The 25821-nt window shown below is 36.7% G+C and carries 18 protein-coding genes; 5 read left to right on the top strand and 13 right to left on the bottom strand.

What is annotated here, in order from left to right; translation table 11 throughout:
* Positions 1-301 precede the first annotated feature (301 nt).
* Positions 302-574: an SDR family NAD(P)-dependent oxidoreductase gene (locus Q360_RS0119095; RefSeq protein WP_027078512.1), complete on the top strand. Its 273-nt coding sequence runs from the start codon at positions 302-304 to the stop codon at positions 572-574.
* 218 nt (positions 575-792) lie between these two features.
* Here the strand turns inward: Q360_RS0119095 and Q360_RS0119090 are convergent, their stop codons facing one another.
* From Q360_RS0119090 to Q360_RS0119040, 12 genes are all read right to left on the bottom strand, one after another.
* Positions 793-1131 (bottom strand): hypothetical protein, encoded by a 339-nt coding sequence (locus Q360_RS0119090; RefSeq protein WP_027078511.1) that lies wholly within the window; start codon positions 1129-1131, stop codon positions 793-795.
* A 563-nt stretch (positions 1132-1694) separates the two neighbouring features.
* The gene (locus Q360_RS0119085) at positions 1695-2600 is read right to left on the bottom strand and encodes a hypothetical protein (protein ID WP_027078510.1); all 906 of its coding nucleotides are present in this window, start codon (positions 2598-2600) and stop codon (positions 1695-1697) included.
* A gap of 13 nt (positions 2601-2613) precedes the next feature.
* Positions 2614-4311, bottom strand: a complete 1698-nt coding sequence (locus Q360_RS0119080; protein ID WP_169734675.1) for a SusD/RagB family nutrient-binding outer membrane lipoprotein — start codon at positions 4309-4311, stop codon at positions 2614-2616.
* Between the two features lie 23 nt (positions 4312-4334).
* Positions 4335-7625, bottom strand: coding sequence for a SusC/RagA family TonB-linked outer membrane protein (locus tag Q360_RS0119075; protein ID WP_027078508.1), 3291 nt, complete (start codon positions 7623-7625; stop codon positions 4335-4337).
* Between the two features lie 569 nt (positions 7626-8194).
* Complete coding sequence (locus tag Q360_RS27520; protein WP_027078507.1) at positions 8195-8530, bottom strand: LytR/AlgR family response regulator transcription factor; 336 nt, start codon at positions 8528-8530, stop codon at positions 8195-8197.
* A gap of 531 nt (positions 8531-9061) precedes the next feature.
* Positions 9062-10789 carry a helix-turn-helix domain-containing protein gene (locus tag Q360_RS0119065; protein WP_027078506.1) on the bottom strand — a complete coding sequence of 576 codons (1728 nt, stop codon included), beginning with the start codon at positions 10787-10789 and terminating at the stop codon, positions 9062-9064.
* Between the two features lie 789 nt (positions 10790-11578).
* Entirely contained in the window at positions 11579-13918 is a 2340-nt protein-coding gene (locus tag Q360_RS0119060; RefSeq protein WP_051554809.1) for a glycosyl hydrolase family 95 catalytic domain-containing protein, read from the bottom strand.
* A gap of 51 nt (positions 13919-13969) precedes the next feature.
* Complete coding sequence (locus Q360_RS0119055) at positions 13970-15970, bottom strand: SGNH/GDSL hydrolase family protein (protein WP_051554808.1); 2001 nt, start codon at positions 15968-15970, stop codon at positions 13970-13972.
* A gap of 4 nt (positions 15971-15974) precedes the next feature.
* Positions 15975-16601: a DUF459 domain-containing protein gene (locus tag Q360_RS23945; protein WP_211251607.1), complete on the bottom strand. Its 627-nt coding sequence runs from the start codon at positions 16599-16601 to the stop codon at positions 15975-15977.
* A gap of 121 nt (positions 16602-16722) precedes the next feature.
* On the bottom strand, positions 16723-17274 hold the full coding sequence (locus Q360_RS0119045) for a sialate O-acetylesterase (RefSeq protein ID WP_169734674.1): 552 nt from the start codon (positions 17272-17274) through the stop codon (positions 16723-16725).
* Complete coding sequence (locus tag Q360_RS26220) at positions 17252-17515, bottom strand: hypothetical protein (protein ID WP_169734673.1); 264 nt, start codon at positions 17513-17515, stop codon at positions 17252-17254. The genes Q360_RS0119045 and Q360_RS26220 overlap by 23 nt, the downstream gene beginning before the upstream one ends.
* Before the next feature lie 189 nt (positions 17516-17704).
* Positions 17705-17965, bottom strand: a complete 261-nt coding sequence (locus Q360_RS0119040; RefSeq protein WP_027078502.1) for a hypothetical protein — start codon at positions 17963-17965, stop codon at positions 17705-17707.
* Positions 17966-18848: 883 nt separating this feature from the next.
* On the opposite strand from Q360_RS0119040, the gene Q360_RS0119035 reads away from it, so the two are divergent.
* Positions 18849-20120 (top strand): M14 family metallopeptidase, encoded by a 1272-nt coding sequence (locus Q360_RS0119035; protein WP_051554806.1) that lies wholly within the window; start codon positions 18849-18851, stop codon positions 20118-20120.
* Between the two features lie 42 nt (positions 20121-20162).
* Here the strand turns inward: Q360_RS0119035 and Q360_RS23940 are convergent, their stop codons facing one another.
* Positions 20163-23279, bottom strand: a complete 3117-nt coding sequence (locus Q360_RS23940) for a WD40/YVTN/BNR-like repeat-containing protein (protein ID WP_036196320.1) — start codon at positions 23277-23279, stop codon at positions 20163-20165.
* 802 nt (positions 23280-24081) lie between these two features.
* Between Q360_RS23940 and Q360_RS0119025 the strand changes: the two genes are divergently transcribed.
* The 3 genes from Q360_RS0119025 (at position 24082) to Q360_RS0119015 (ending at position 25457) form a co-directional block, all read left to right on the top strand.
* Complete coding sequence (locus tag Q360_RS0119025; protein WP_027078500.1) at positions 24082-24303, top strand: hypothetical protein; 222 nt, start codon at positions 24082-24084, stop codon at positions 24301-24303.
* Positions 24304-24483: 180 nt separating this feature from the next.
* Positions 24484-25041, top strand: coding sequence for a YeeE/YedE family protein (locus Q360_RS0119020; protein ID WP_027078499.1), 558 nt, complete (start codon positions 24484-24486; stop codon positions 25039-25041).
* A gap of 2 nt (positions 25042-25043) precedes the next feature.
* Entirely contained in the window at positions 25044-25457 is a 414-nt protein-coding gene (locus tag Q360_RS0119015; RefSeq protein ID WP_027078498.1) for a DUF6691 family protein, read from the top strand.
* The last annotated feature ends 364 nt before the right edge of the window (positions 25458-25821 follow it).

Raw genomic sequence — 25821 nt, 5'->3', positions numbered from 1 at the left:
TTGTAAAACAATTGGAAAAGGTAAGACTGGGGTGTACTCCAATACTAAATATTAGTTTGTTTAGTTTTGTTCTCATTTTTGAAATATTTGGATTAGCGTCAATATTTTATTTCCCACTTACCTTTTGTCAATTGTTTACATCTTCATAGCTAATCGGTTTGTCTTTGGACTATAATTCAACCATAAAAAACAATGTCTCCAAAGGTTTACATCGTTTTTCAATGCGGTATCTGTATTTAATATTTATGTCTTAACATTTTCCTTCGTCCATTACATCTAAACCAAACCCTAAGTTTCATCCTTGGGAAGATTAGAAAACAAAATAGTACTTGTAACAGGCTCTGCTCGCGGAATCGGCAAAGTAATTTCACAACTTTTTCATAAAGAAGGCGCGACCCTACCAATCAGTGATATGAGAGTCAAAGAAAGCCTAAGTTTTTCTGAGTCATTAACAGATAGAAATGAGTATTTGCATTTAGACGTTAAAGATGAAAATGAATGGCGAAAAATTACTGCATTTATTATTGAAAAATATGGCAAACTTAATATTCTTATTATTGATGGTTTCAACTAATAAAGAAGCACAGTCATCTTCTAATATTTGAGTACCTACACCATATTTATTTTTAATTTTTACTTCATAACTATTGAGGTATTCGTCTATCTTAAAGTCAGTACTTGTAAATCATACATTAAAGTCATTAAAATTTCGATAGTCATTAAATAAATATTTTTTAGCATCTAAAAGAGATGAGGCAGGTACATCACTACGGTTTGAATTATACTCTTTAACTAAAATATTTTTGTTTGATACGTTGGCTTCCGTTTTTTTGCTATCCAATTGAATTCATTGTCTAATTTATAACCTAAAAAAAAGCTTCCATCAACTTTTGAAATTAATGTTTCTGTTAGTTTTTTGTAAACAGCCGCAGATCCTTCAGTAAGAGATAAAGCAATAATACTTTGAAATGCAATGTCTTTTTGGAATAGTAGGTTGGTTGTAAAATAAGCTGTATTGGAGTGTCCAATGATGCTATTATAACCAGATATGCTGTAGTTACTATTTATGTAAGGTACTACTTCTGATACAAGTAAATTTTTTAAATCATTTAGTTTCTCTAGATACTCCAAACCATCAAAATCAGGTTCAGTTTCAAGATTTCTATCATTATGGAATATCCCAACAACTAATGCTGGTGGTATAACGTTAGTCCCCTAATCATAACCGTCTTCTTCTTTAGTTTGTTTACCCAAAATGTGAGTATAGCTGATTCCATCTTAAAAAGTGAATATCCGTCTAGTGTATAAATAACTATTTTTTTGTTTTATCATAATTCTCAGAGAGAGAAATCTTAATAATTGGTTTTTCATTTGGGAAATATTTAGCATCTCATTTGATTACTTTATAGTTAGTTTTATGTTCTTCAAAGGAAGATTCTGTTTGACAATAAACCGCTACGTTTATTAGTGAAAACACAAGGAGACTACATATTGATTTCGCTACCTACTTTTTACTTTATTTTACTTGCGATGAAAATATTAGAGTCTCTTATAAGAAGCTCAAACTTATTTAGCATTAGGTGACCGTGATTAAAGAACAAATATTCATTCTAGAGAAGGTCTATTCATAAATTCTAAACAAAAAAAGAGACCGCCATTTTAGACAGTCTCTTTTTATCTTGGTTTTTTTGTTATTAACGAACACAAGGGTTTGTACCAGTATCTAACGTTATACCTCCATTCGGGGGTCCGTCTGAAGAAGGACTAAAAGAAGCCAACACTCTGCCATCAGAATCCCTAGTTATTGTATAACCTACTTCCTCGTCAAAAGAACCTCCAGAAAACGCGATACTCTGGTTCTGTACACCTCCCGTAGGAAGTGCAACGGTTACTGAAGTCGCTGCTCCATCATCCAATGTAAAAGACTCTGCTTCCCCATCATTCGTTACAACTATAGCAGCACCGTTCCAACCATCACCATAAGTGTCCTCAAAATCAATGGTGATATCACCAGTTACTACAATGGGACAAGAAATAGTTGAAAAATAACGGTAAGGAGAAAGGAAAAATCCATCTTCTAACGACGGTGAATTGGTTCCTAAGTTAGTAAAGGTTCTTCCATCTTCCATTAGAACTTCAAGACGCACAATAAGTTGATCAGAGTTGAAAACATCATTTAAGTCATTTTGTATGCCTGCAGCATCTAACAATTCTTGGTAACCAAAGGAGAAACTTCCCGTGGGATATTCAAAACGGCCCGATGCCAGTTCAGAAGCTGTGATCGTTTGTATCAATGTTTCTTCAACATCTGTGGTACCATTACTATTGAATTCCGATTCAAAAAATGTATTGTCTTGAAAGTCAATAAAAATTTGAACCTCACTAACGACGTCACCAGCTGGTGCTTGAATTTCAAAATCTACGGCTAGTACGGATTCTGGCACATTGAAAAAATCAAAGGTTGTTCCGGTAAGCGACAAGGTTCTTACAACTATTCCCGGTACTACGCCATTATTTAAATTTATGGCTACGTTATCTTCCGGTTCGCAAGAAATCGTACAGATGAATCCAAGCGTTAAAATTAATTTTATATATTTCATATTATGTTATTTTTTAGTTAGCGGGTGGAGTACCGTTAGTATCCCAATACACAAAAACAGCGTTATTAGGTTTTTGGCTTAGATTACTATTATTGTTTACAGCGTTTGCAGGGTAAAATAGTGAATTCATGAACATTCCGGGATTAGGGTTCAGGTTAGGCTGTAACGTAGTTGGAAAATTCGTTCTTCTATAAAAATTATAGGAGTCGATACCCATACCTACGCTAGCCATAATAAATTGTTCTCCCAATATATTCCATCTTCCCATAGTATCAGCATTTTGGAAATTCGTATTTAAAGTAGCTAAAAAATCAGCAACGTTGGTGTCTGTAGGTGCTAAAGACATATCGGCATCCGGATCAACAATACCCGAGTTCCGAACTTTGCCCACATGTGTTGCTACGGCTTGTTGCAAAAGGATTCCTGCAGCAGCTTGATCTCCAGCTGCCATAGCCATTTCAGCTTGTAAGAACTGAATCAAGGAGGCAGTAATTATAGGTGTTATGCCTGCTCCTTGGGCCCCAGTGGTTAAGCTGATTTCGGTTAAACGGCTATCATCAAAGCGTCCTCCGAACGGGTATACACCCCAGGTAGATCGTAAGAAGTTATCAGCAGGAATGCCCTCTTCACTTCCATGGTCACGGCCCCAATAACCGTTATCCAAAGAACAAAATGAAAATCCGCCCGAAAGATATTGCGGAGGTGGATTGGTAATGACAGAGCAGCCTAATTGCCCTGCATCCGGTGGTAAACCTGGAAGATTTGCACCTGGTACCGCATTGGTTTGGCGATATATGATAAAACGTAATCTAGGATCATTCGATTTCATCATCTGATCCATATACCAGTTTGCAATATAATCGCCAGCTCCGGTTACGGAATAGCCATCTACATATCTTGGATTTCTTGTTTCTGGATTAGCAAGCCCGGTACCCCATTGGAATTGCAAATCATCTTCGGTATTTTGAATGTAATTTCCACTAGCGATAATAGCATTGAACTGCCCTTGTGCAGTAGCGTCAACCAACTGGGTTTGTGCCAACAACTTTAGGCGAAGGCTATTAGTTGCCAATTGCCACTTATCAAAATCATTACCATAGAATAAATCATTCAAAGGATCTCTAACGGTAGCGTTCGTAAAGTTAGCATCTGCTTGATCTAGAAAATCAAAAGCTGCGGCATAAATTTCGGCGCCAGGAGTTACCGTTGGAGCAAAAACCCCTTCTCTTGCTTGTAAAGCATCGTTGAACGGAATATCACCAAAAAAATCAACCATAGAAGAATAGACATACGCTTGCATAAATCTAGCTATACCAACATGCCTGTTAAGCCCTTGTTCTTCTGCTATGGGAATCATCGTCTCAATATTCTGAAGTACTCCTCTGTAGGCATTTCTCCATTCCCCATCTTGCGCAGCATCTAAATACTGAGCGTTATACAAGCTTCCAAAGAAGTTGCCGATTCGGGTTAGGTCCATTCCGATTTCATCAAGACCACTATCTGGGTTATTAGCAAATAAATCTTCACCACTACCGCCGCCGGCAATATGTCTGACGAAATTTTCTTGAACTGTTATAAATAGGTTATCCACATCTAAGGATGCTTCTGTAAGATCATTCGGATCCTCTGTAATATCCAATTCGGTCGTTTCACAGGATTCCATTTGAATCATTAGTACGAGCCCAACTATTAAGTAACTATATTTTTTCATTATTTCAATTTTAAATGTGTGCATTAAAACGTTGCCTTAATTCCAAATCCGTAGCTTCTAGCGGCAGGTCCTGCCAAAAAGTCGAATCCGGCTCCATTACCTACACCCAAACCGTTAACGTTGGGATCAAAATTCATACCGTCTGGGGTATTAAATGCGTCAACAAACAAATTACGTCCAGAAACAGTAAATGTTACACTTCCAAAAGGTGTTCTTTCCAATGATTTAGCAGTCATCGCATAGGCCAGGGAGACTTCCTGTAAACGAATGTGGCTGGCATCATACACGGCAGCTTCACGTTTCCCAAAAAATCCAGAACGGTTTCGGAAAACCAGATCAAAACCGGTTATCTGGGTCGTATTTGGTGTACTGGATGTAATATTTCCATCACCATCTCTAGTTACGTTGTTGCCAGGTAAAATAAAGGTTCCTAGTCGGTCAACACTATCGTCGGTTACTCCCCTTCCCAATAAAGCGCCAATAGTGGCTGAATAGATATCACCGCCTTGCTGATAAGCTATTTGCCAGTTTAAAGTAAAGTTTTTATACGAAACGGTATTTATGAAGTTGGCCGTAAAGTCAGGGTTTGGATCTCCTATGATACCATTTTCGGTTGCAGTCGCATAATCCCCCCTTTGATCGACAACTAAATTCCCGTCATCATCTCGGTCAATACGGCCTCCAAACAAGACCCCTAAAGGCTCTCCTTCAATCGCGGCATTCCCTAGATTACTAAAACCAGAGTATATAATTTGTTCTGTATCCTGTCCTAAATCGGTCACGACAGGGTCAAGTGCAGTGAAATTCATAGAGGAATTCCAATTAAATCCACCTTGATTGTTGGGTCTGAAGATATCCACACCCAAAGCTACTTCGATACCATCGTTGGTAACTTCTCCAATATTGGTATTCGTTCGTGAGAAACCCGTAGCTGGATCTAAAGGCTGTTGTATAATCAAATCGCTGGTTTTCCTGGTAAATAGTGAAACATCTAAACTAATACGGCTATCCCACCATCTAGATTCAATCCCAACTTCTATCTCCCTCAAGGTTTCAGGTTTAAGATTAGGGTTACCAAGTGTTTGACCGACTTGTTGACTAATTAGATTGTTTCCTGCATTATCTGCAAAATCTTGCACATCAAGATTAAGGACTGTGGCAACAGGAAAAACCGATTGGGTTTCAAAGTTGGCAGAAGTTCCAATACCACCTCTAAGTTTAAGGTAATTCAAAGCATTACCCTTTAAACCGCTTATAACTTCCGTTGGCAGCACCGAAATACTAGCACTTGGATAAAAAATACTTCTATTGTCAGCGGCAAAATTAGATACCCAATCATTACGGCCTGCTAGTGTTAAAAAGACCCAGTTATCATAATCGGTTTCTAATTGAGCATATAGTCCTGCAATATTTCGTTCACTAGTAAACTGAATAGGTAAGGTATTGGCAAAATTAAAATGTCTTAACACCCCAAAAACTTGTTGAGTATCACTATTTGCGCCATTTCTTTCAAATATTTCGCGTCTAGTAGTACCTCCAAGAGTAACATTGAAACCTACCTTTTCACTCAAGTCATATTGACCGGTCAAAACCAAGTTGTGATCAAAGATGGTGTTGTCGTTGGTGAATGTTTGCAGTACGCCCGATTGCAAACGAGCTCCACCGTCGGTACCTCCACGGTTTTGATAGGTCGTATTAAACTCCGAAGAGAAATCAATACCAGCCCTATATGATAAGTTTAATTTGTCATTGATCTTGTAGCCAATCTGCGCTTGACCAAAAATACGATTGGTTCTTTGGGATACTTGGGCATTAGCCACTGTCCATAAAGGATTTTGAATATCGTTCCCAGTTCGATAATATACGCTTCCTCCCGTAAGTGGGTTTTGGAAGGGTTGCCCTAATAAATCCACACTACGTGGTGTAAAAAATAAATTAGAGAATAGTGAGGAGCTCTGAGAACCTTCTGCAGTCCCGCCGTTAGCTGCCGCTACTGGCGGTGATCTAAAACTGGTGCGTGCAAAGTTAATGGTGCCATTGACGGTAAACTTATTGCTAAGTTCCGCTCTACCTCCTACACCAAAAGTATTTCTGGTTAAGCTGTTACCGGGTGTAAAACCGTTCTCATCTAAATTACCATAGTTTAAGTTGAAGGCCGTTTTACCGTCGTCCGAGGATTTTCTAAAATTTACATTGGTTGTTGCAGTACCCCCTGTTTTAAAAAACCCTTCTACGCTCCGGTAAGGTCTATACGCTAAACGTGCATCCTGAAATTCTGGAAAAGCGTCCCTTAAGGCTTGACTACCGAATCGGGAAAAAGGGTGCGGTATAGTCTGGTCACTATTTCGTACACCTGGGTCATTTTCAAAACTAGCCACGTTGTTACGGTTAAAGCTTGAACCAAAATTACTAAAGAAGGGCTGATACAACTGATCACCCCCGTTACCAAATTCGTTTTGGTAGCTAGGTAAATTGGAAATTTCATTAAAAAAGTAGGAGGAATTGACAGTTATTTCGCTTTTCGAAGGCCCACTACCGGCACTACTACCCCCTTTGGTCGTAATCAAAATCACCCCATTACGGCCTAAAGAACCGTATAAGTTGGCCGCAGCTAGACCTTTTAGTACGCTGACACTTTCAATGGAATTAGGGTCCAGGTCTAAAAATCTACTGGATCCGGAATTACCTTCTAAAAAACTATTTCTGTCAGTACTGCCCGAAGATGCAGATACTGCATTCGTATCGGAATTAAACGGCACTCCATCCACAATAAAAAGTGCTTGGTTACTTCCGCTGAAGGAACTCAAACCACGAATCACTACATTAGTACCCGAACCTGCCAAACCACTTTGGTTGGTAATCTGTAATCCAGCTACTTTACCATTAAGAACTCTAGCTACATCTCCCGTTGACCTACCTTCCAAAGCTTCTTGGTCAACCTCTGCTACGGCATATCCAAGAGCTTTTTTCTCTCTTTTGATACCCTGTGCCGTAACAACTACCTCATCTAAGGCTTGAGTATCTTCTTCCATTTGCACGTTTACCGTGCTGCCTACACCTACTGCCTGCTTAACATTCTTCTGCCCTATATAGGTAAAAAACAGTGTTTGACCCGTTGCTGCTGTAATGGTATAATTACCATCAAAATCAGTTTGAGTTCCGTTAGTTGTTCCTTCTACAATTATGTTAACCCCGGGCAAAGGAAACCCGTATTGATCGGTCACCGTCCCGGTTACCATTTTGTCTTGTGCAAAAGTTATTTGCACAACTAACGCCAAAAATAGCGTTAACAATCCATTTAGTTTTGTTCTCATTTTTAAAATTAAATTAAGAGTTAGTTATCTCGTACCGATTCATTACAACCTGTCAAAAAGGTTAACGAAAAGTTAAAGACGTCGCAAGGAAATAAAAAAAAAGAGGTGATAATTTTGTTTGAAACGAAACCCGTAAAATTTGCTATAAAACTTTACGAATTAAAAGAAGTATGTAACACTAACCGTACTATTCGTGTAAAACTCATGATTAATAAAGAAATCATTGGTTAGGTAAAAACAAGAAAGATAAAATGAGCCAATACCAATATTTTTTCTTTATGCACTCATCCACTATCCTTTTAACAATTACTCAAATAACCTTATAAAATCTATACGTTTTAAAAATTTGTTACTAAAGACAGGTAATTTGCAACAAGAATTACGTCCAACAATAGAACAACTTCAATGTACTTGAAGTCTAATTGTTTAAATAATTATTTCTTCAGTAAGATTTAATGGTACAAAATCTTACTGAAGAAAGAGCACGAGATTAACCCCAAAGCTTATTTTACAGATAATTACATAATATATAAATTATAATCGATGCAAAATATCAGATATAAAATGTGCTAGATAAGAGAGAAATAATCATCGAATATTGGCTTATATTTTTCTGTGACCTGTTGCTCAATTTCATCCGATATTACAATACAACAAGAAGATTTGGTTTCTTCAATACGAACAATGAATGATGAGTTCACTATTATAGATTTGTTTATTCTTAAAAAATCTGAAGGCAATAGCTGTTCCAGTCTTTTCATTGTTATCCTAATCAGCACCTTTCTGTTAAGACAGAAAATATTCACATAATATCGATCTGACTTTATAAATTTTATTTCATTTTTATCAAAAAGATACTTTTTATTGCCGTCAGGTATGACGATTTTAACTGATGAATTTATCATGATTAATTTTTGATTTTTGATTTTTGATTGATGATTGATGATTGATGCTTGATAATTGATAATTGATTAAGTCTTATGGACCATATTAGCTGTCGCCTTTACAATAACTCACACTAAAGTTGCTTCTAATATTAAAGTGTTAATAATTTCTATAACCATCGATTAAAACTAATTGGTTATCATAAAAAATCGAAAGTTGTAAAACCAATATATCGATGAAAAGTGATACGGTCCGCTCTTACTCCACTTCACTAAGTTATACTAATTATGTTATTTATCCAAGAGTCACTAACCATTTTTATAAAAATAAGCGTGCTAAATAGATGATGAGCAATGAAGAACATATCATAGGCTTTTCCCTATTTTACTGTAATAGAAACAACGAATTATGGAAAAACCAACATACTTAATTTTATAAAATTAAGTATGTAAAAATCTTTAATAAGAATGTATGCACTTAAGGTGTAAGTAATCCTGAAAAAATTAGAAATTGCAGAACTGGCTAACAACGTAAACCTATTTTTTTATTAATTAATTCTTATTCTCAAGAGCTCTAATTAAAGTTGAAGGGAGTACACCTGTTCGTTTTTTAAATGCTGAATTAAATGATTCGCTACTTTTAAAACCAATTTCATTTGCTATAGATTTTATGGAATACCTCCTGAATAATTTGTCATTTTTTAATCGATCAATAACAAATTCTATTCTTAAATCATTTATATAAACAGTGAACGTTTTTTGATAATACGAATTTATAATTTTTGATAGGTAGGTGGTATTTGTTTTTATTTTTTTTGCCAGGTTTGAAACGGTACAGTCTATTCTCAAAAAGTACTTCTTATTCTCCAACTGTTCCAGCTTCGTAATAATCCTTTCAACTTCTAAATCTTTAATTTTTAAATTAACCTCCTTTGGTTTTGCAATTGCTTGTTCTTTCTCTGATATTTTTGCAAGCAATACTTCTAATTTACCTTTATCCTCCTTTTGCTTTTTCTTATATAATACAACCGTTATAAAAATAATAAACAAGGATAACAAAGAGATTAATACTATAATATATTTCTGTTTTGATTGTTGTGTTTTTAGTTTTTCTACCTCTTTGTAATAATTGTCTGTTTCAATTTTACTAAAATTAGAGTTCGCAGAATTATTAGTATCTATTTGACCTTTAATGTAAGACAAGTGTTTTTCAAAATAGTAATCTGCTTGTTTTATATTATTAGTTTTTAGATAAGACTTGTAAAGTGTTTTGTAAAGTGTTTTGTGCAGGTCGTGGTAAAAAAAATTTATGCTTTCATCAGATTTTATTTGAACGGTATCAATAGCTTCAAAATAGCCAATGGCTTTTTTGAAATTTCCCTGCTCATAATTTATCATTCCAGAATAATAGGATTTAGAAAAATCCTTAGTAGATTTTCTAAAGTAATCCGGCATCATAGCTAAAGCTTCATTTAATTTTTTTTTTGCTGAGTTAGGATTGTTTTCAAGTAAATCAATTTCTAGTTGATTTACGCTATTTTTAAACTTATAAGATTCATGATAACCACTGTTGTCAAGGGTATCTAAAATAGATTTGGCGAAAGAATTATAAAGCTTTGCTGAATCTAATTTTTTCAGCTGTATATATGATTTTGCTATACTTAAATAAGTAGATTCTAGATTTACTCCCCAAACCTTAAATTTTTTGTAGTCCTCACTCTTGTAAAGAGTTTTCAGTTTTGATAAATTCTTTTTGTTATGTAAAATAGATTTATAAAATTGCCCAGAAAACATATAATACTGCGAAATATCTTGGTTAAATTTACATTCCCAAATTTCGTTCTTCATTTCTTTGGCTAGTGCTATAGCCTCAAAAATATTAGTAAATATTCTCTCGTTGTCATATCCAAAAGTCCTTCTCAAATCATCATTTTTAAGATGATATCCCATCAATAATTCTATTTTCAAATTATTGTTTTTTGCTACAGAAAGAAGACTATCTATATATTCCCCAACTTTAGCTTCGTTATGATTTTTGTAATAAAACATCACAAGCACATGATAGCCATTAAATGTACTTTTTGAATCATTATCCTTTATCGATTTTAAAATAGATTCCTTAATAAATTGGTGCGCTTTCGAGCTGTCTATTTCATAATATTTAAGAACTGAATCAACCAAAGCTTCCTTTCGATTTTTAGATTCTTGAGAAAGAACAATCACTTGAAATAAAGAAAAAAAAACGAGCGCAAAGAATGATTTAATTTTGAATAAATTCACAAAGTGATTTTTTGTATCTAAAATTATTAAAAAATAGTATGCTATTTACCACACAGACTACATTAAAAATATAGACTACGCAGTTGATTAAGGTAATATCAATTGTATACTAGTTTGACTTCGAAAAATGATATTTGTTACTTAAAACAATAATTAAGTTTGCAATAATCCATTGGAAAGAAGTGAGCTTTTGTTTTACTTATTATAGTTCTAAAGAACGCGTAGTACATTAAGTGCTTTTTTATTAGTATTATTCCTTTAATATTTTGGAAATTAACCTTCTATACAATTTTTATATATGCAAATTTACATTCCTTAATTAGGATATACTCATTCTTTAAACCTTGGCAGATTTTATATCACAAAACTTTAGATGGTTAATACCCGTAAATTAAAAAACACCTGTTTTTCTATATGTCTTACTCTCAATCTTAACTTCTCCTACCATATGTAAATCAAGAGGTTTTTTCTCACACTTACTTATATTTGCAATGAAGTCTGCATAATTTGCAACATAAATACAACATCATCTGAATATCTTTTTATGACTTTTGAAATAGGCTAGTATCCACTTCTCCATCTTTAAGGAATATTCATTTTTAGTAGAAAAGATAAAACTTCAATTAAACATAGAAATATCAGGGGCACATGTATATATTAAATTGCTCTAAATTTGGTTTGGGGAAATTCTAAATCTCAATAAGTAAAGTCATTAAATCCAAAACATTAGTGAAATCTAAATTCCTTATATGTATTCGACTACAGTTTATTTACAATAATCCCTGTCATTTATAAGTTCACAAATTGGACGATGGCTCCTTGTTTAGTTTTAATATTTAAAAACCCGCCTTTGTCGACTAAATAATCGTGGGAGCACTGAAATTTAGTAGTATCGAAAGGGATTTTTAATTTCAAATCACCTCCTTTAGTAGCTTCAATATGTAATAGCGTTACTTTTCCATCTTCCATTTTCGCAGAAACCAAAAATGCTCCTTCTGTTCGTAGTTGACTAAAAGCTACATCTTTCCAATCCTTAGGAATTGCTGGAAAAATATAAACTATACCGGTATGACTTTGAATCAGCATCTCCTGCAAACCAGCCGCAAATGCAAAATTACCTTCTAATGTAAAAGGCCTATATGTGGCATCCGAATATCCTTTGCCCGACTGATCTCCATTAACATGAAAGCTATTTGGTAAACAAAAACTAGTTGCGAAAATCCTAAGAATTTCAGCCGCTCCTTCGCCGTCAAACGCCCTAGCCTTTAAATTTCCAAGCCAGCTAAATGAATAGCCTACCCATTTTGAGGATCCTATACTATCCAAAGTGGCAATAGTTCTCTTTATTACTTTTTTATCCTCATCCCCTTTGGAAAAATCTAAAAGACCTAAAGGGTGATAGCCTACTAAGTGTGAAAAATGTCTATGAGAATCTTCATAAGGCAACTCCGGAGTGAACATTAAGCCATTGGTATTAATCGCTAAATCTGGCCATTGCGATAAAAGCTCATTCCATCTTTTAGCTTCTTCTTCCTTCCCTAGCTCTAAGGCCAATTCTGCTGCTTTCTCATACGTCCACCTTATAAGTGCTAAATCAAAATTAGTGGTTTCTCCAAACCAAGCGTCTCGGTCATTGTTATTAATTTCCGGACTAGAACTAATAGGAAGTTTCCTAATTCCCGCTTCCTTAATTTCGGATACACCTTCAAGAAAAATTGCAACATCCTTAAGCCACGGGTACGCTCTATTTTCAAGAAACGCTCTATCCATTGAATACCGCCAATGCAAATAAAAATGATGCCCAAGCCATGCAGAAACCGTTGGTCCAAAGGCATATTGAATCCACCCTCCCATAGGTTCGCCTTCTAATGTAGAGACACCTGGAACATTTAAACCTTCCGTTTCATAATACTCTTTTGTATACTTTTTAAAGGATTTTCGGTATTTCCAGAGCCAATTTAAGAAACCAATTTCTTCATCTAAATGGTTGCCACTATACGCTGGCCAGTAACTTAACTGTGTATTAAGGTCATGATGAAAATCTCCTTTCCAAGGGGGTAGCTTTCCATTATCAGCAGTCCAAACCGATTGTAATGAAATGGGCGGTGCATCTGCCCTTGCAGCTGATCCAAATTTATACTGTTCTAGATACCATTGCTTTTGTAAAATGATATCGGGAATTTGAATAGAGGATTTGGACCAAAAATCTGCCCACCACTCCTTATGATTTTTAAAAGCATTTGCTACTCCCTCTGTACTATTTTCATTTGAAACCTCTTTGGAAGATGGCTTTTCATCCCAACCAGGAAATTCAGAACTGATACTCCAAACGCCTTCCATAACCCCAGCGTTCATTCCCCCGGTTACATTCACTTGATATTTAAAACCTCCCCAACCTTCTTGCTCATAAGTAATCGTATTATTTATCTTAGAAACCTGACCTTGAGGGTATCCAAGCCTCCTTAAATCTTGTCCAGCAACCGGACTTTCCACTTCATTCTGCCCTTTAAGATTATATGCAGGAGGAACAAGGGTGTACTCTAACGCCTTATCTAGCCCCTCAAACCTATACCAGCCAACAGGCTTTGTAGCATGAACAAAAGTTAATAGCCGTACGCCGTTTTTCCATTTTACTTCGCAAAGCGCATTTTTAATGAACAAGTGAACCGATGCTACTTCACCTAAAGCGGAAATATCAAATTCTATTGCAGCTCCCGGTATTTTTGAAGGAGCAGGACTCCTATCATAAGGTACGTCGAACAGCTCTTGTACCGGTTTATAGTCATCCTTTTTCCATTTATTATACACCCAACTGTACTTCCATTCTGGTATTTGTAGATTTTCCATGGGGCGTAAATCCCAAAGATCGGCACGATCTAAAGAAAAACGAAGTTTTCCTTCTTTTTCCCAAATCAATGACCCAACCATTCCGTTACCAAGAGGTATTGCTTCATCCCAAACTTGTGAAAGCCTGTCAAAATGCAAATCATTCACACTACCCTCTGGTTCAATTTTAATGGTTTCTGCGCAAGAGCAAAATAAAAGTAGTATCAATAGGATGCTTACATTTTTATAAAACTCGTCAAGTCTAGTGGCTTGCCCTATTATTCTGATTATAGCTTTTATCATTTTACTTTTATATTAACTTCTTTTAATCTTAGGTAAATTAAAGATGCACAATTACTCTAAACCGTTTACAAAGAAATATCGAATGCGACACTTGTACCCAGTACTTGCTGTATTTTTTTCTGCCAGCACCTTGATTTTCAAAGTATGCTTTCCTTGCTTTAACCCAGACACTAATGTTGTATACCATGGTAAATGTAAACTAGAACTCCAACGGGTAAATAAGTCGATTTTACTCCAAGTGCTTCCATCAATACTATACGCTATAATTCCCGCATCCGGACCGGCTGCAATGGCTATACCAGCTGCATTCCCCTCAAAATTAAATTTCAAGGTTTTTCCAGTATGCTCATTAGTCAGCATAGGTACACTCGTGTAATTTTCCCTTGTAGGCTTTCCATCATTTGGTTGCCAGTTTTCTATGTACGCCCATCCTTTTTGTTTACTGTATTTCTTTGTGGGAAGCAATATTCCATCATCGTAATTTCCTTTTTTTAATGGAGTGGGAAGCTCATAGGTAACAATTTTATCATCAGATGCTACATCACCTTGCCACGCGTTTTCTAGAAATATTTTCATCGAATGAAAATAAATCCCTTGTCCGAAGGGGGAAGGGTGAAGGTTTTTAAAATCATATTCCCAAGAAAACTCTCCAGCATCAATTCGTTCCGTTACTTCCTTTGCCAGATTGATTGTTGAAATATTATAATGCTCCGCTACCGCTTCATGATTTTGTATGACTTTAGGAATTTTTCCAGTTCGATACGTTTCCATTTTTTCAGGATCAACGAAATGCATGAGCACTACATCAGCAGCTGGATTATCTTTACGTACATGTCGCACAATACCCTCCATTGCCAGCAATTGTTCTTCGGTAGTTCTTCCATTTCCGGCATCGTTTACCGCAGCTTCTTCAAAAATCAAATCTATCGGTCCGTTTTTCAATACATCACGTTTTAGCCTAAATGCTGCAGGTGTAGTACCCATAGAAGGTATTCCTGCAGTAATAAAATCGAATTCAGTTGTTGGGAAACGTTTGGTCAGATAGTTGACTATACTATCGCGCCAACCACCATTGTAGGTAATCGATCCTCCAAGAAAAGCGACGCTACCTTTCTTTTCATTCACAAACTTCTTAAAGGAATTTCGGATTCCTCCCCGCAAGTGTTGATAGGCCAACGCATCTAAGGTTTCAATTGGGGTTTTTGAATGGTATGTAATAAAATCGGCTACTAGCCTTGGTGTTTCAAGAGGATAATGATGCCCTTGCAAGGATTGTTTTCCCTTGGTACAAGGAACCACCGTTGCGCTTCCACCCAACCTTAGATAACGGTTGATCAAAATAAACGTATTTTCATCCGCAGGAACAATTTTGTCTTGAAGACCAATCATGTGAAGGATAGGGATTTTCTCTGCAGCCAAAATTTCCAGATTATCAATAGGATTGTTTGCATAGGTCTTGGCTTCTTCCTCTGTCTTAAAACCGTACTTTTCCTTTAACCCATTCCATACCTCTTTAGCGCCAACTCCTTCACCAAAACCTCCCGGCCAGCTTTTGATGTCACAAACCGGAGCATCACCATATATGCAATTTACTTTCTTCGGATTTCTTTTCGCCCAGGTGTAGATAAAAAGTCCGCCTCTACTAACACCTGACAGCGCCACTTTTTGGTTGAGTTCATATGTACTGGTCAGATACGTATAAAAACGGTCCCAAATGACCATAGATTCTGGGTTTCCCAACATACCCGCTGTATTTATGTGCGCAATATGAAACCCTTCGGAAGCAAGAATACTATCCGCCTCGCTATGAAAACTGGGAAAGCGTGCGCGCCACAACCAAGGTTTCCCTACAGCAGCTTTTTTTGGTAGCACGAGCCATGCATCTTTATTTTCAAATTGGAAATCATACCTTTCGAAACCTTTCCATTCCGACATTTGAACCTTCGATTTGTTCTGATTCTCTTGCGCGGTAATTTGATGACCGCAAAAAATGAACCCTAGATAAATCACGTATTTAAAAACCCTTACTTTTTTAGGACCCAGTATTTTCATATATTCAGTTCTTTTTTAATGCTGCGAATACCAATTCGGCAATAACTTTATAACCTGCCCTGTTTGGATGAACTCCATCTTCTTCGGTAAAAAGTTCAGGTTTACGGGCCAAAGGTATATTGAGATCAATGAATTTGATGTTTTTTTCTTTGACAACATCCTTTATCATACCAATAAGCTCTTGTAGTCGAGGTTTGCGGGTTATTAATCCTTCTATACGTTCCCTCTTCAAACCTGGAGTCTCCAAAACCATAGGCGAGGGCGCACATAAAAAGATTTGTGGTTTAGATGTTAATTTCGATAGTTCATCAATAAAATCAAGGTAATCTGCCTCATATTCATCCTTGTACTCCCAACATTTTCTATCTCCACAGGTGCCCATACCACAGGTATCATTTGTACCAAGGCTTATAACGATAATATCAGGGTTTGCTTCTTTTATTTTTCTCAACTCGTTCCACACCGTCGGTTTGCCTTTTCTAATAAGGGTAGCTCCCCCCACTCCAAAGTTTTCTACTGCATAGTTTTCTCCGAGAAGCAGTTGTAGTTGAGCAGGATAAGAATACCTATCCCTGTCATCCAGTCGCGCACCGTAGGTAATACTATCGCCCACGCATACCACCTTAGTCATTTTTTTACTACATGCCCCAATAGTGCTAAGTACAATCAAAAAGATTAACAGACGAAGTACAGATTTAATTATAATTTTCATACTCCCTTGTCCTTAATACTAAAAATTTCAAAGCTTTGAATCATTGGTTTTCCAATACTTTAAAAGCATTAAAAATACGATGCCCGTGTTCAATTAGTCCCGCAGGGGTTAAATGCGTGCCGTCTGCCTTTGGGATGCTGTACATCGTAGTGTAAGTGATATTCCTATCATTTAGTGCAATTTGTTTTTGCGCTTCTAGAACTTGGGGACGCTCCTTAACAAACATATGTTGCTCATCTACGCCTAAGATAATTTTCAAATTTGAATCTTGTAAGACTTCCGTTCGTAAATCAGTTATCAACAGCTCTAAATTTACTTGGTAATCAGAAGCTGTTTGGTCATTAACTGCATCAGATTCACCTTGAATCCATATAAAACCACCAAAGTTTAAACTGTATCCTTTTTGCTCTAGGTAGCAAATTGCAACTCTTAAATCTTTGACCATAGCATCGTAGTTACCGCCGTCGCCAGGTGACTTCCAATCTCTTGAGAGCCCAGTGGCTCCTAAACAAAATTTCAAAATTGCTGGGTTATACCCTTCCTTTTTTAAATCACGTGCAAAGCTAACTTCAGGGCCGAAATGACCTGTCAAATCTACCGCTTTGCGCTTGCATATGCACCCATTTACCACTTGAGCTGTGCTTTCCATAAAAGGTCCAGTTAAAAAGTATAGCATCATCCAAATACTGTTCGTCTTTGGGATATTCCTGTGCATCGCCCATCCAACCCTGAGCATTAGATTGTACGGCCAAAATAAAAAAGTCTATGTTCTTTTGGGCCCATAGGCTTGTTGAAAAAGATATTAAAAAAATAAAACTTAGTATTCTACTCATAACAGAAAGAGAATAATTAAGAAACAACAAGATGATAAACTACTAATATAAATTGACGTTACCATATGCCTTTAGTTAACAGTTCAGCTTAAAAGTATAAATTTAAAAGCTTTTATAAATAAGCAAGAATCAACTTGACCATTTGATACCTAAACTAACACACTAACTTGTTTAATCACGTGAAGGATTTTATATAATTCCTCCTAAAAGTTTATTGTCTCCAAAGGTCTTTACAAAAAAACTTTGTTGTTTGAGTGATGCTATCTGTTTATTGTCCAAAGGAGCTATCTGTAATTTTTCGGACAATACACGTGGTGTCGTGTTTAGTCCAAAACTGCGAAATAACAAAGATTTTATACTTTTACCGACTTCTAACTCGCTTACTACATTTTCAAAAGATGCACCTTGATTTATCCATAATTCTACGTTTTTAATTTTATCATAGATCAAGACACTTTTGGCAAGAGGTATGAATTTAATATTATTTTGGGGCAGCGTAATTCTTCTAAAAAGTTCACTTTATGCTGTATTACCGGTCGTCACCTCTTGGCTTCCATCACCTCCTAACAAATGGAAATCTAGATAACTCATATCCAATCCGCCGCGTTTTATGTCATTCCCTGTAGTATAAAACCAAAGAAGCTATTTATTTATATTTTTTTACTAAAAGAATGATACTAATTTTTATTTGAAGCCTTACATCTATTGGTTTTCCATGAGCAAGATTTACTATCTACAACAACTATATAGCTTTATATTCTTTACTGATACATGCATCATTGTTTTAAAAAGGGCTGTGGGACATTCTTTGTTTCAGCATAGTACATCTGCTTCATAGCCTTTTTTAGTTGCGTTTTAGAAGTGAGATGCTATGGTTACCTCCTAGATTACCTAGGGCAGCAACTCCATATATTAACTATCGGCCAATTAAGGTGAATTTTATTCCCAAAGCCGTGATACTTGCAATATCAAGGTCGCATAAAACTAAAAATCTTCACTGTTTTCCCAACCTTTTAGTTGTTCTGAACTTCAAAAGCTACAGATTTCTATAAGTACTTAGGCATACAATAGGTATGACTTTCTTTATCCTATGTATTTCTTAATTCCTTACTCTGAACTTATTCAGCATAAGAAATACTACCGCGTTCAATACTACCGCGCATCTAGTATCTCTATGGCCTATAAAATTTATGTATTGGTGGCTTCAACAAAACGACATTCTTTCCTATATTCGCTGCAGACATAAGCGCAAAAGGATGACATTAGTAAGCCTAACCCTTTTCCAGAAAGTAAAGCGTACAATACATATTTACATAAATAAAATTTTCTGAAAATGAAAAATATATTCTTAATTATTAGTGTTTTCGTAACGCTTCAAGTCAAAGCCCAGACACCAAAATTCCAAGGACAACCCCCAATTAAAATAATAAATACCGAATCAAAACCGATACAAACACAATGGAAAGGTACATCTACTTTTAAGGATTCAGATATAGTATTTTCAAATGACTTTGTGGGTGCTAGGCTTAACGGAATAGTTAAACGTAACGACAGCACGTATACTGCTTTAATTACTTCAGAAAATACACCCATAAATATAAGTCCATGGTATGCTTTTAAGGTATGGGCTACTGAAAAGAAATCAATAAATGTAGTGTTGACCTATCAAGAAACGGTAAAGCACCGCTATTACCCCAAGCTAAGCAGTGACGGCGTACATTGGTCATCGCTAGATTCCATTAACTACACCGAATATGAAAAAGGAGATGCTGATTTTGGACCTGGCGCCCTTCCCCTATATGTAAAAATAAGATTGGAGATTGGACCAGACACCCTTTGGGTTTCTGGTCAGGAATTGGAGACCTCTAGCCGCGTTTTTACATGGGCAGATAGTTTGTCCCAAAAACCTTTTGTGCAAACCAGAAGTATCGGAAAAAGTGAACAAGGCAGGGATTTGAATTTATTAACGGTAGGCGACCCAGAATCCAAGAATATGCTCATTGTTATTTCAAGGCAACATCCGCCCGAGGTTACTGGATATCTTGCGATGAAAGCTTTTGTTGAGAACCTCAGTTCCGACTCCAAATTAGCCCGAAAATTCAGAAAAAAATTCACCACGTATGTGATTCCTCTCATGAACCCAGATGGCGTGGACAATGGCCATTGGCGTCATAATGCCGGTGGCATAGATTTGAACAGGGATTGGGCAAATTTTAACCAACCAGAGACACAGGCAGTAAAAGAATTCATGCAAAATAAAATTAATGAAACTCAAGGTAAATTCTATTTTGGTATTGATTTTCATTCTACTTGGGACGATATCTATTATACGGTTGACCCTAAATTAAAAGGGAATATGCCAAACCTTGTTTACGATTGGCTTGATGCTATCAAAAAGCGAATTGACGGCTATGACCCTAATATTAAATCAAATGATAAAATACAACCTACCACCGTTTCCCGAAACTATTTTTTTGCAGCTTACGGTGCAGAAGCTTTAGTTTTTGAAATTGGAGATAATACTCCTCGCCCGTTTATAAAGGAAAAAGGACGGATTAGTGCGAATGTCTTAATGGAGATGATGTTAGATCGTCTAAAAAAATAGGAACGTCAGGATACAATAGATCAACGTATTTTTCAATTTGACCTATTCCACTATTAGCGCACTATTTTCAATCAAAGTCGCAAAGGATACCCAATCCGTTTTCATAAAATCCGTTACCGCTGTGGAAAAATCCGAAATGAGCACGGTAGCTTGTTCTAGGGTTTCCCTATGTTGATGGGAAGGCATTGTAGTTTGTGCAGCCGCTATACGTAAGGCCTCCTGAACTTTTGAAAATGGCGATGTTTCAAAAGACTGCCACGCACCTAATTGCCTTTTTGGTTTTGGAATCTGCCCTTTAGAACGAAGCTGATCTAAGGCGGCCTTCATATGATTAATTTTTGAAACCAATGTCTCCTTTGATTCCCCTTTATGCTCTTTTACTTGTTCGAATAGTTTTTCTAGGCTTTTCTTTTTCAAATCTAGCGCCCTTAAATGCTTGGACAATAGGGCAACCTGACTATCCACTTCTTTTCTAAATATGTACAAGGCTTTGTCTACCTTGGGTTCCAGGTCAAATCTTGGATCCGGAATCACCTTAATGCTTGTGGTATCGGTAAACGAACCATACTGCAATACAATGGTATAATCTCCTGGTATCACCGGAATATCCCTAGAAAAATCATCTTGCCGTGCACCCGGAAAAGAAGCGGAAGCCTCGTCTAGTTTCCAAATCATATAATTAAGACCTTTGCTTAATTCCTTGGCTTCTATGGTATTAATTAACCTGTTTAGATGATCATATACTTCCGCTTTGACCCTTGTTTTTTTAACTGGTTCTTCAGATATATAGAAGGGAATCTCGGTTTTTTGGAAGACTTTATTTTCACCTTCAAAGGTCGTATGAAAGCCTGTCCATATATTTCCGGGCGGATTAATAAACAATCCTTTTACTTGTACGGCATCGTTCATAGGCAAGGCCGTTATGCCGTGCTTCAATTGATTACTTGCAATTTTCCGTAAGGATAATAAATCATCCATCACCCAAATAGCCCTACCAAATGTCCCCACAATTAGGGCAGATTCCGGCTCCTGAATCTTTAAATCCATTGTAGAAACAGAAGGAAAACCATTTTTAAACTGGGCCCATGAGTTTCCTGTATCCATACTGACCCATAGTCCATTTTCCGTTCCCAAAAACACCAAATTGCGTTCCACCGGGTCCTGTATTACGCTTAGCGCGTATCCCTTTACCGTATCTCCATAGGCCAATCGTTTCCAACTTGTGCCAAAATCATCGGTTTTAAAAAGATAGGTTTCATAATCACCCTTCCTGTAATTGTTAACCACCATCCAAGCAGTTCCCACACTATACCTTGAAGCTTCAATTTGAGCTATCCAAGCTTCTTTAGGCATGCCTTTAACGTTTCTAGTACGGTTTTTCCAAGTCGCACCACCATCCATAGTTACCTGTACTTGACCATCATCGGTACCTGCCCAAATCACTTTTTTATCGATAGGACTTGGGGCAATAGTTAAAATAGAGTTATAACGTTCCGCGCCAGAAACGTCTAGGGTAAGGCCCCCGTAATCTGTCTTTTGATGTTCCGGATTGTTGGTGGTCAAATCAGGAGAAATAATCTTCCAAGACGCCCCCTTATCCCCAGTCAAATGCACAAATTGCGAACCATAATAAGCCGAATTGGCATCAAAGGGATTTCTAGCAAAACCTGCATTCCAATTAAAGCGTAAGGACGTTGTTACATCGGGAGCTGGTGGAATAATATTCACATAATATCCCGTTACTTTGTCATACCGATACAAATTACCATTTTGAGATGAGCCATACCCATAGCGGGAATTATCTAAATCTGGAGAAATGTCAAATCCATCACCACCTACCAAATATTGCCAATACAAGGTGCGTATACCACCCCTTTTCCAAGTATATGCAGGGCCAGACCAGTTACCGTTATCCTGCATACCGCCATACACATTGTAAGGCCTATCATTATCTACCCCCACATGGTAAAACTGCGCCACAGGAATGGTCTCCGGAAAATACCAACTTTTGCCATGATCATAAGTAATACCTAAGCCGCCATCGCCCCCTATGATAAAATGTTCTGCGTCTTTGGGGTTTACCCAAAACGCATGAAAATCGGCATGAATTCCCTTTGTTTCATCAGCAGGAATCATTGGAATAGTGTCAAATGTAGTACCGCCGTCATAACTGACCGACAAGGGCTGATAGACATTATAAAGCCTATCCGCATCTTCTGAATCTACGGCGAGGTCTTGAAAATAGAAAGGTCTGTTATTTGCAAACTTGGGATTATCGTTTATCACTTTCCAATTAGCACCCCCGTCGTCACTGCGATATATGGCGTTCTTCTTTGCTTCTATTTTTGCATAGATTCTACTAGGTTCGGAAGGCGCTATAGCAAAACCTATTCTACCCAAATTACCGGACGGAAGACCTTCCTTCACCCCTAGTTCTTTCCAATTCTCTCCCGCATCATTTGATATATGGAGTCCTGAACCTTCGCCCCCTGAGGTAAAATAATAGGGTGTGCGCTCATGCTCATATAGCGCTGCAAAAAGCCTCTTAGGATTGCTTGGGTGCATCACCAAATCTGCAATCCCCGATCGCTCATTGGAATATAGGATTTTCTTCCAATGCAATCCTCCATCTGTTGACTTGTATAGACCTCGATGCTCATTGGCAGTAAACGGGTCTCCCATGGCACCTACATAAATAGTATCTGGATTTAATGGATTTATACTAATTCTATGGATGGTTTTAGTAGCTTCCAATCCCATATGCTTCCAAGTGCGGCCACCATCCACACTTTTAAAAATACCCATTCCTAAATTCATGGAGTTCCTTGGGTTTCCTTCCCCAGTCCCCACCCAAATAACGTTTGGATCACTTTGCTGAATAACCAAAGCACCAATATTCTGGGTAGGTTGTTCATCAAATACCGGTGTCCATGCGGAACCTCCATTCTCGGATTTCCAAACCCCACCAGATGCGGCCCCCACGAATATAATTTTTGGATTAGTCGTAACCACATCGATTGTTGTAATACGGCCACTCATATTAGCGGGACCAACGTTTCTAATCTTTAGGTTTTTTAAAGCTGAAAAATCAACCTGTTGCGCAACAAGAAAATTAGATAAGCATACTAGTAGCGCAATAAATATGATTTTAAGCCGCATAAGAGAATTTGTTTTCTTCAAAAATAAGAATCGGTTTCCTAAATTGAAGCAGAACCGCTTGTATTAATTAGGGTTATACTTTCTAGTTTCAACTAAAATCGAGATAATATAGAATAGTAAAATTTATAATAGTATTTGAATTGTTCACATTAACGAAAAACGAATAAACAGGAATACACTTTGCTTATAGTAAAATATAGAACACTAGAAAACATGTAAAACAACAAGATTATCGTTCGGTTTTACACTAAACTTAGTTGGTCGAGTTAAGTTTTAATCCCGTTTTAATTTCACTCCACCAGGGGTTCCTATAAACGAGACCTCTATAGTCTTCACTTTAAATATTTTCAACTTCGAACATGGAATCTGACCAGTTTGTTCCAAGAACGTAAATATAAATTGGCCACAATGAACAACTACAAGAGGAACAAACGAGATAGCAAATCACACAAAACTAAAATTTAAAACAAGCCTTACGACTAGGAGATTTCAAATGGGGCTTTTTACTATCGTATCAAAATCTGCTATGGTTGATAAGTACTCAGAAACAAATACCTTATTCTTCACAACAATCCTAATACCACCAACCAAATCCAATAAAACAACTATAAAAGTTCAACATTAAAAACTAGAATACTGTTTACGCTCTACACACATCTCATTTTACATATGTAACCCGCCTTAACCCCAATAGAACGTTAAATTGTTCACAAATACAGTAATCTAATTATACCATTACCGTACACAATTGACAAAGAATTGCGTAATTTGAATTTTATGTTAACTTTGAAAAAAAGACGTAATGGATTTACTTGAACACGCAGACGAGTTCGTAGGACGAAAAATGAGCAACATGTCAACTAGTGATAGGGTTGAGGCTTCTAGGGAGGCTAAAAAATTGATTTTAAGTATCAACGAAATTTATAAAGAGACAAAAGATTCTAATTTAATGGACGTGATGAAACGCGTTACAGAAAAGAAGAAGAAAATTGAAAAACGGTTGAACGGAGTTCCATTAGTATAAATATATAATGAACGCACATTTACCAAAATAGTTTTATCCCTATTTTGCAACTGACGTATAAGATAAGAACCCTTCCTTGAGAGGGTTTTATTTTTGTTAGAAATTCTGTTATAGTGAATCTTTGACATAGGGTAAACTGTGCTGCTATACTAAATTTAAAAAATTCTAAAAAAATTCTTAATGGATTTTCTTTTAAAGCCTTGGCCTTGGTTTGTTTCTGGACCTCTTATAGCAATTGTGCTTTTACTGCTACTTTACTTTGGAACAACCTTTGGCATGTCTTCCAACCTAAGAACCCTTTGTACCATTTCAGGTGCTGGAAAGTATTCGGATTTTTTCAAATTCGACTGGAAAGCGCAAAGATGGAATCTAACAATTGTGCTAGGCGCTATTCTTGGGGGTTTTATTGCAACCCATTTTCTATCGGACGGCACGACTATTAAACTAAACCCCGAAACGATTTCCGACCTTGCTTTGATGAACTTTACCCAGGTTGGTGATACATTATTACCTAATGAAATCTACGGTTGGGAAGCTGTTTTGAGCCTAAAAGGTATGAGTATATTGTTGATAGGAGGGTTTTTAGTTGGATTCGGCAGTAGGTATGCCGGCGGATGTACATCTGGCCATGCAATTTCTGGCCTAAGCAACTTGCAACTTCCTTCGTTAATAGCTGTTATTGGATTTTTTATTGGTGGTCTGCTAATGACTCATTTTATTCTTCCCTTATTATTTTAAACATGAAATTTGTAAAATTCTTTTTTGTCGGTATATTTTTTGGTATAATACTCACGAAATCCGAAGCAGTATCCTGGTACCGAATTTATGAGATGTTCAAGTTTCAATCCTTTCACATGTATGGTATTATTGGGTCCGCCGTACTCATGAGTGTTTGCGGTATCTTTTTAATCAAAAAATTCAAACTTAAAAGCATAGCTGGTCGTGCGATTGTAGTTCCTTCTAAGGAAAAGAGTTTTACCAGATACATTTTGGGAGGTACAATTTTTGGACTAGGTTGGGCATTAGCCGGTGCTTGTCCGGGCCCTATGTTTATCTTACTTGGAGCGGGTATTTACCCGATACTCATTGTTATTTTAGCCGCCATGGCAGGAACCTTTGTTTATGGCTTGATACGACACAAATTACCGCATTAAACATCACTACCTAACAGGCAATAAGCCTATTACCGTTATGAAATCAATTCCAAAGAAAAGAAATCATAAGATTATTGGAAACAATAGAACACCATCAACGTCTTTTTTTTGCACAATACCTATAACCTAAATCGTGTGGCACCTTAAGAAACGTAACCTTAAACTGATACGGCTCTTATTTAATCTCTTTACATTGCTCTAATTAAATTCGTATTTGGTTGGTCCGTTCTTCGGTTAAACCATAGTTCCGAAGTATACCCATAGTGATGAAGATTTTAGAAAGGAGTAATCCAGAAAAAAATTACACACCTAATACTCCTTCTACTTAGGGCATTTCTGCATTAGCAGTAAAAGCGATGTAAGG

This window comes from Maribacter antarcticus DSM 21422 (assembly GCF_000621125.1).
GTDB lineage: Bacteria > Bacteroidota > Bacteroidia > Flavobacteriales > Flavobacteriaceae > Maribacter > Maribacter antarcticus.
Note: the sequence above shows the minus strand (reverse complement) of the source record. Positions and strands in the feature narration are given on the sequence as shown.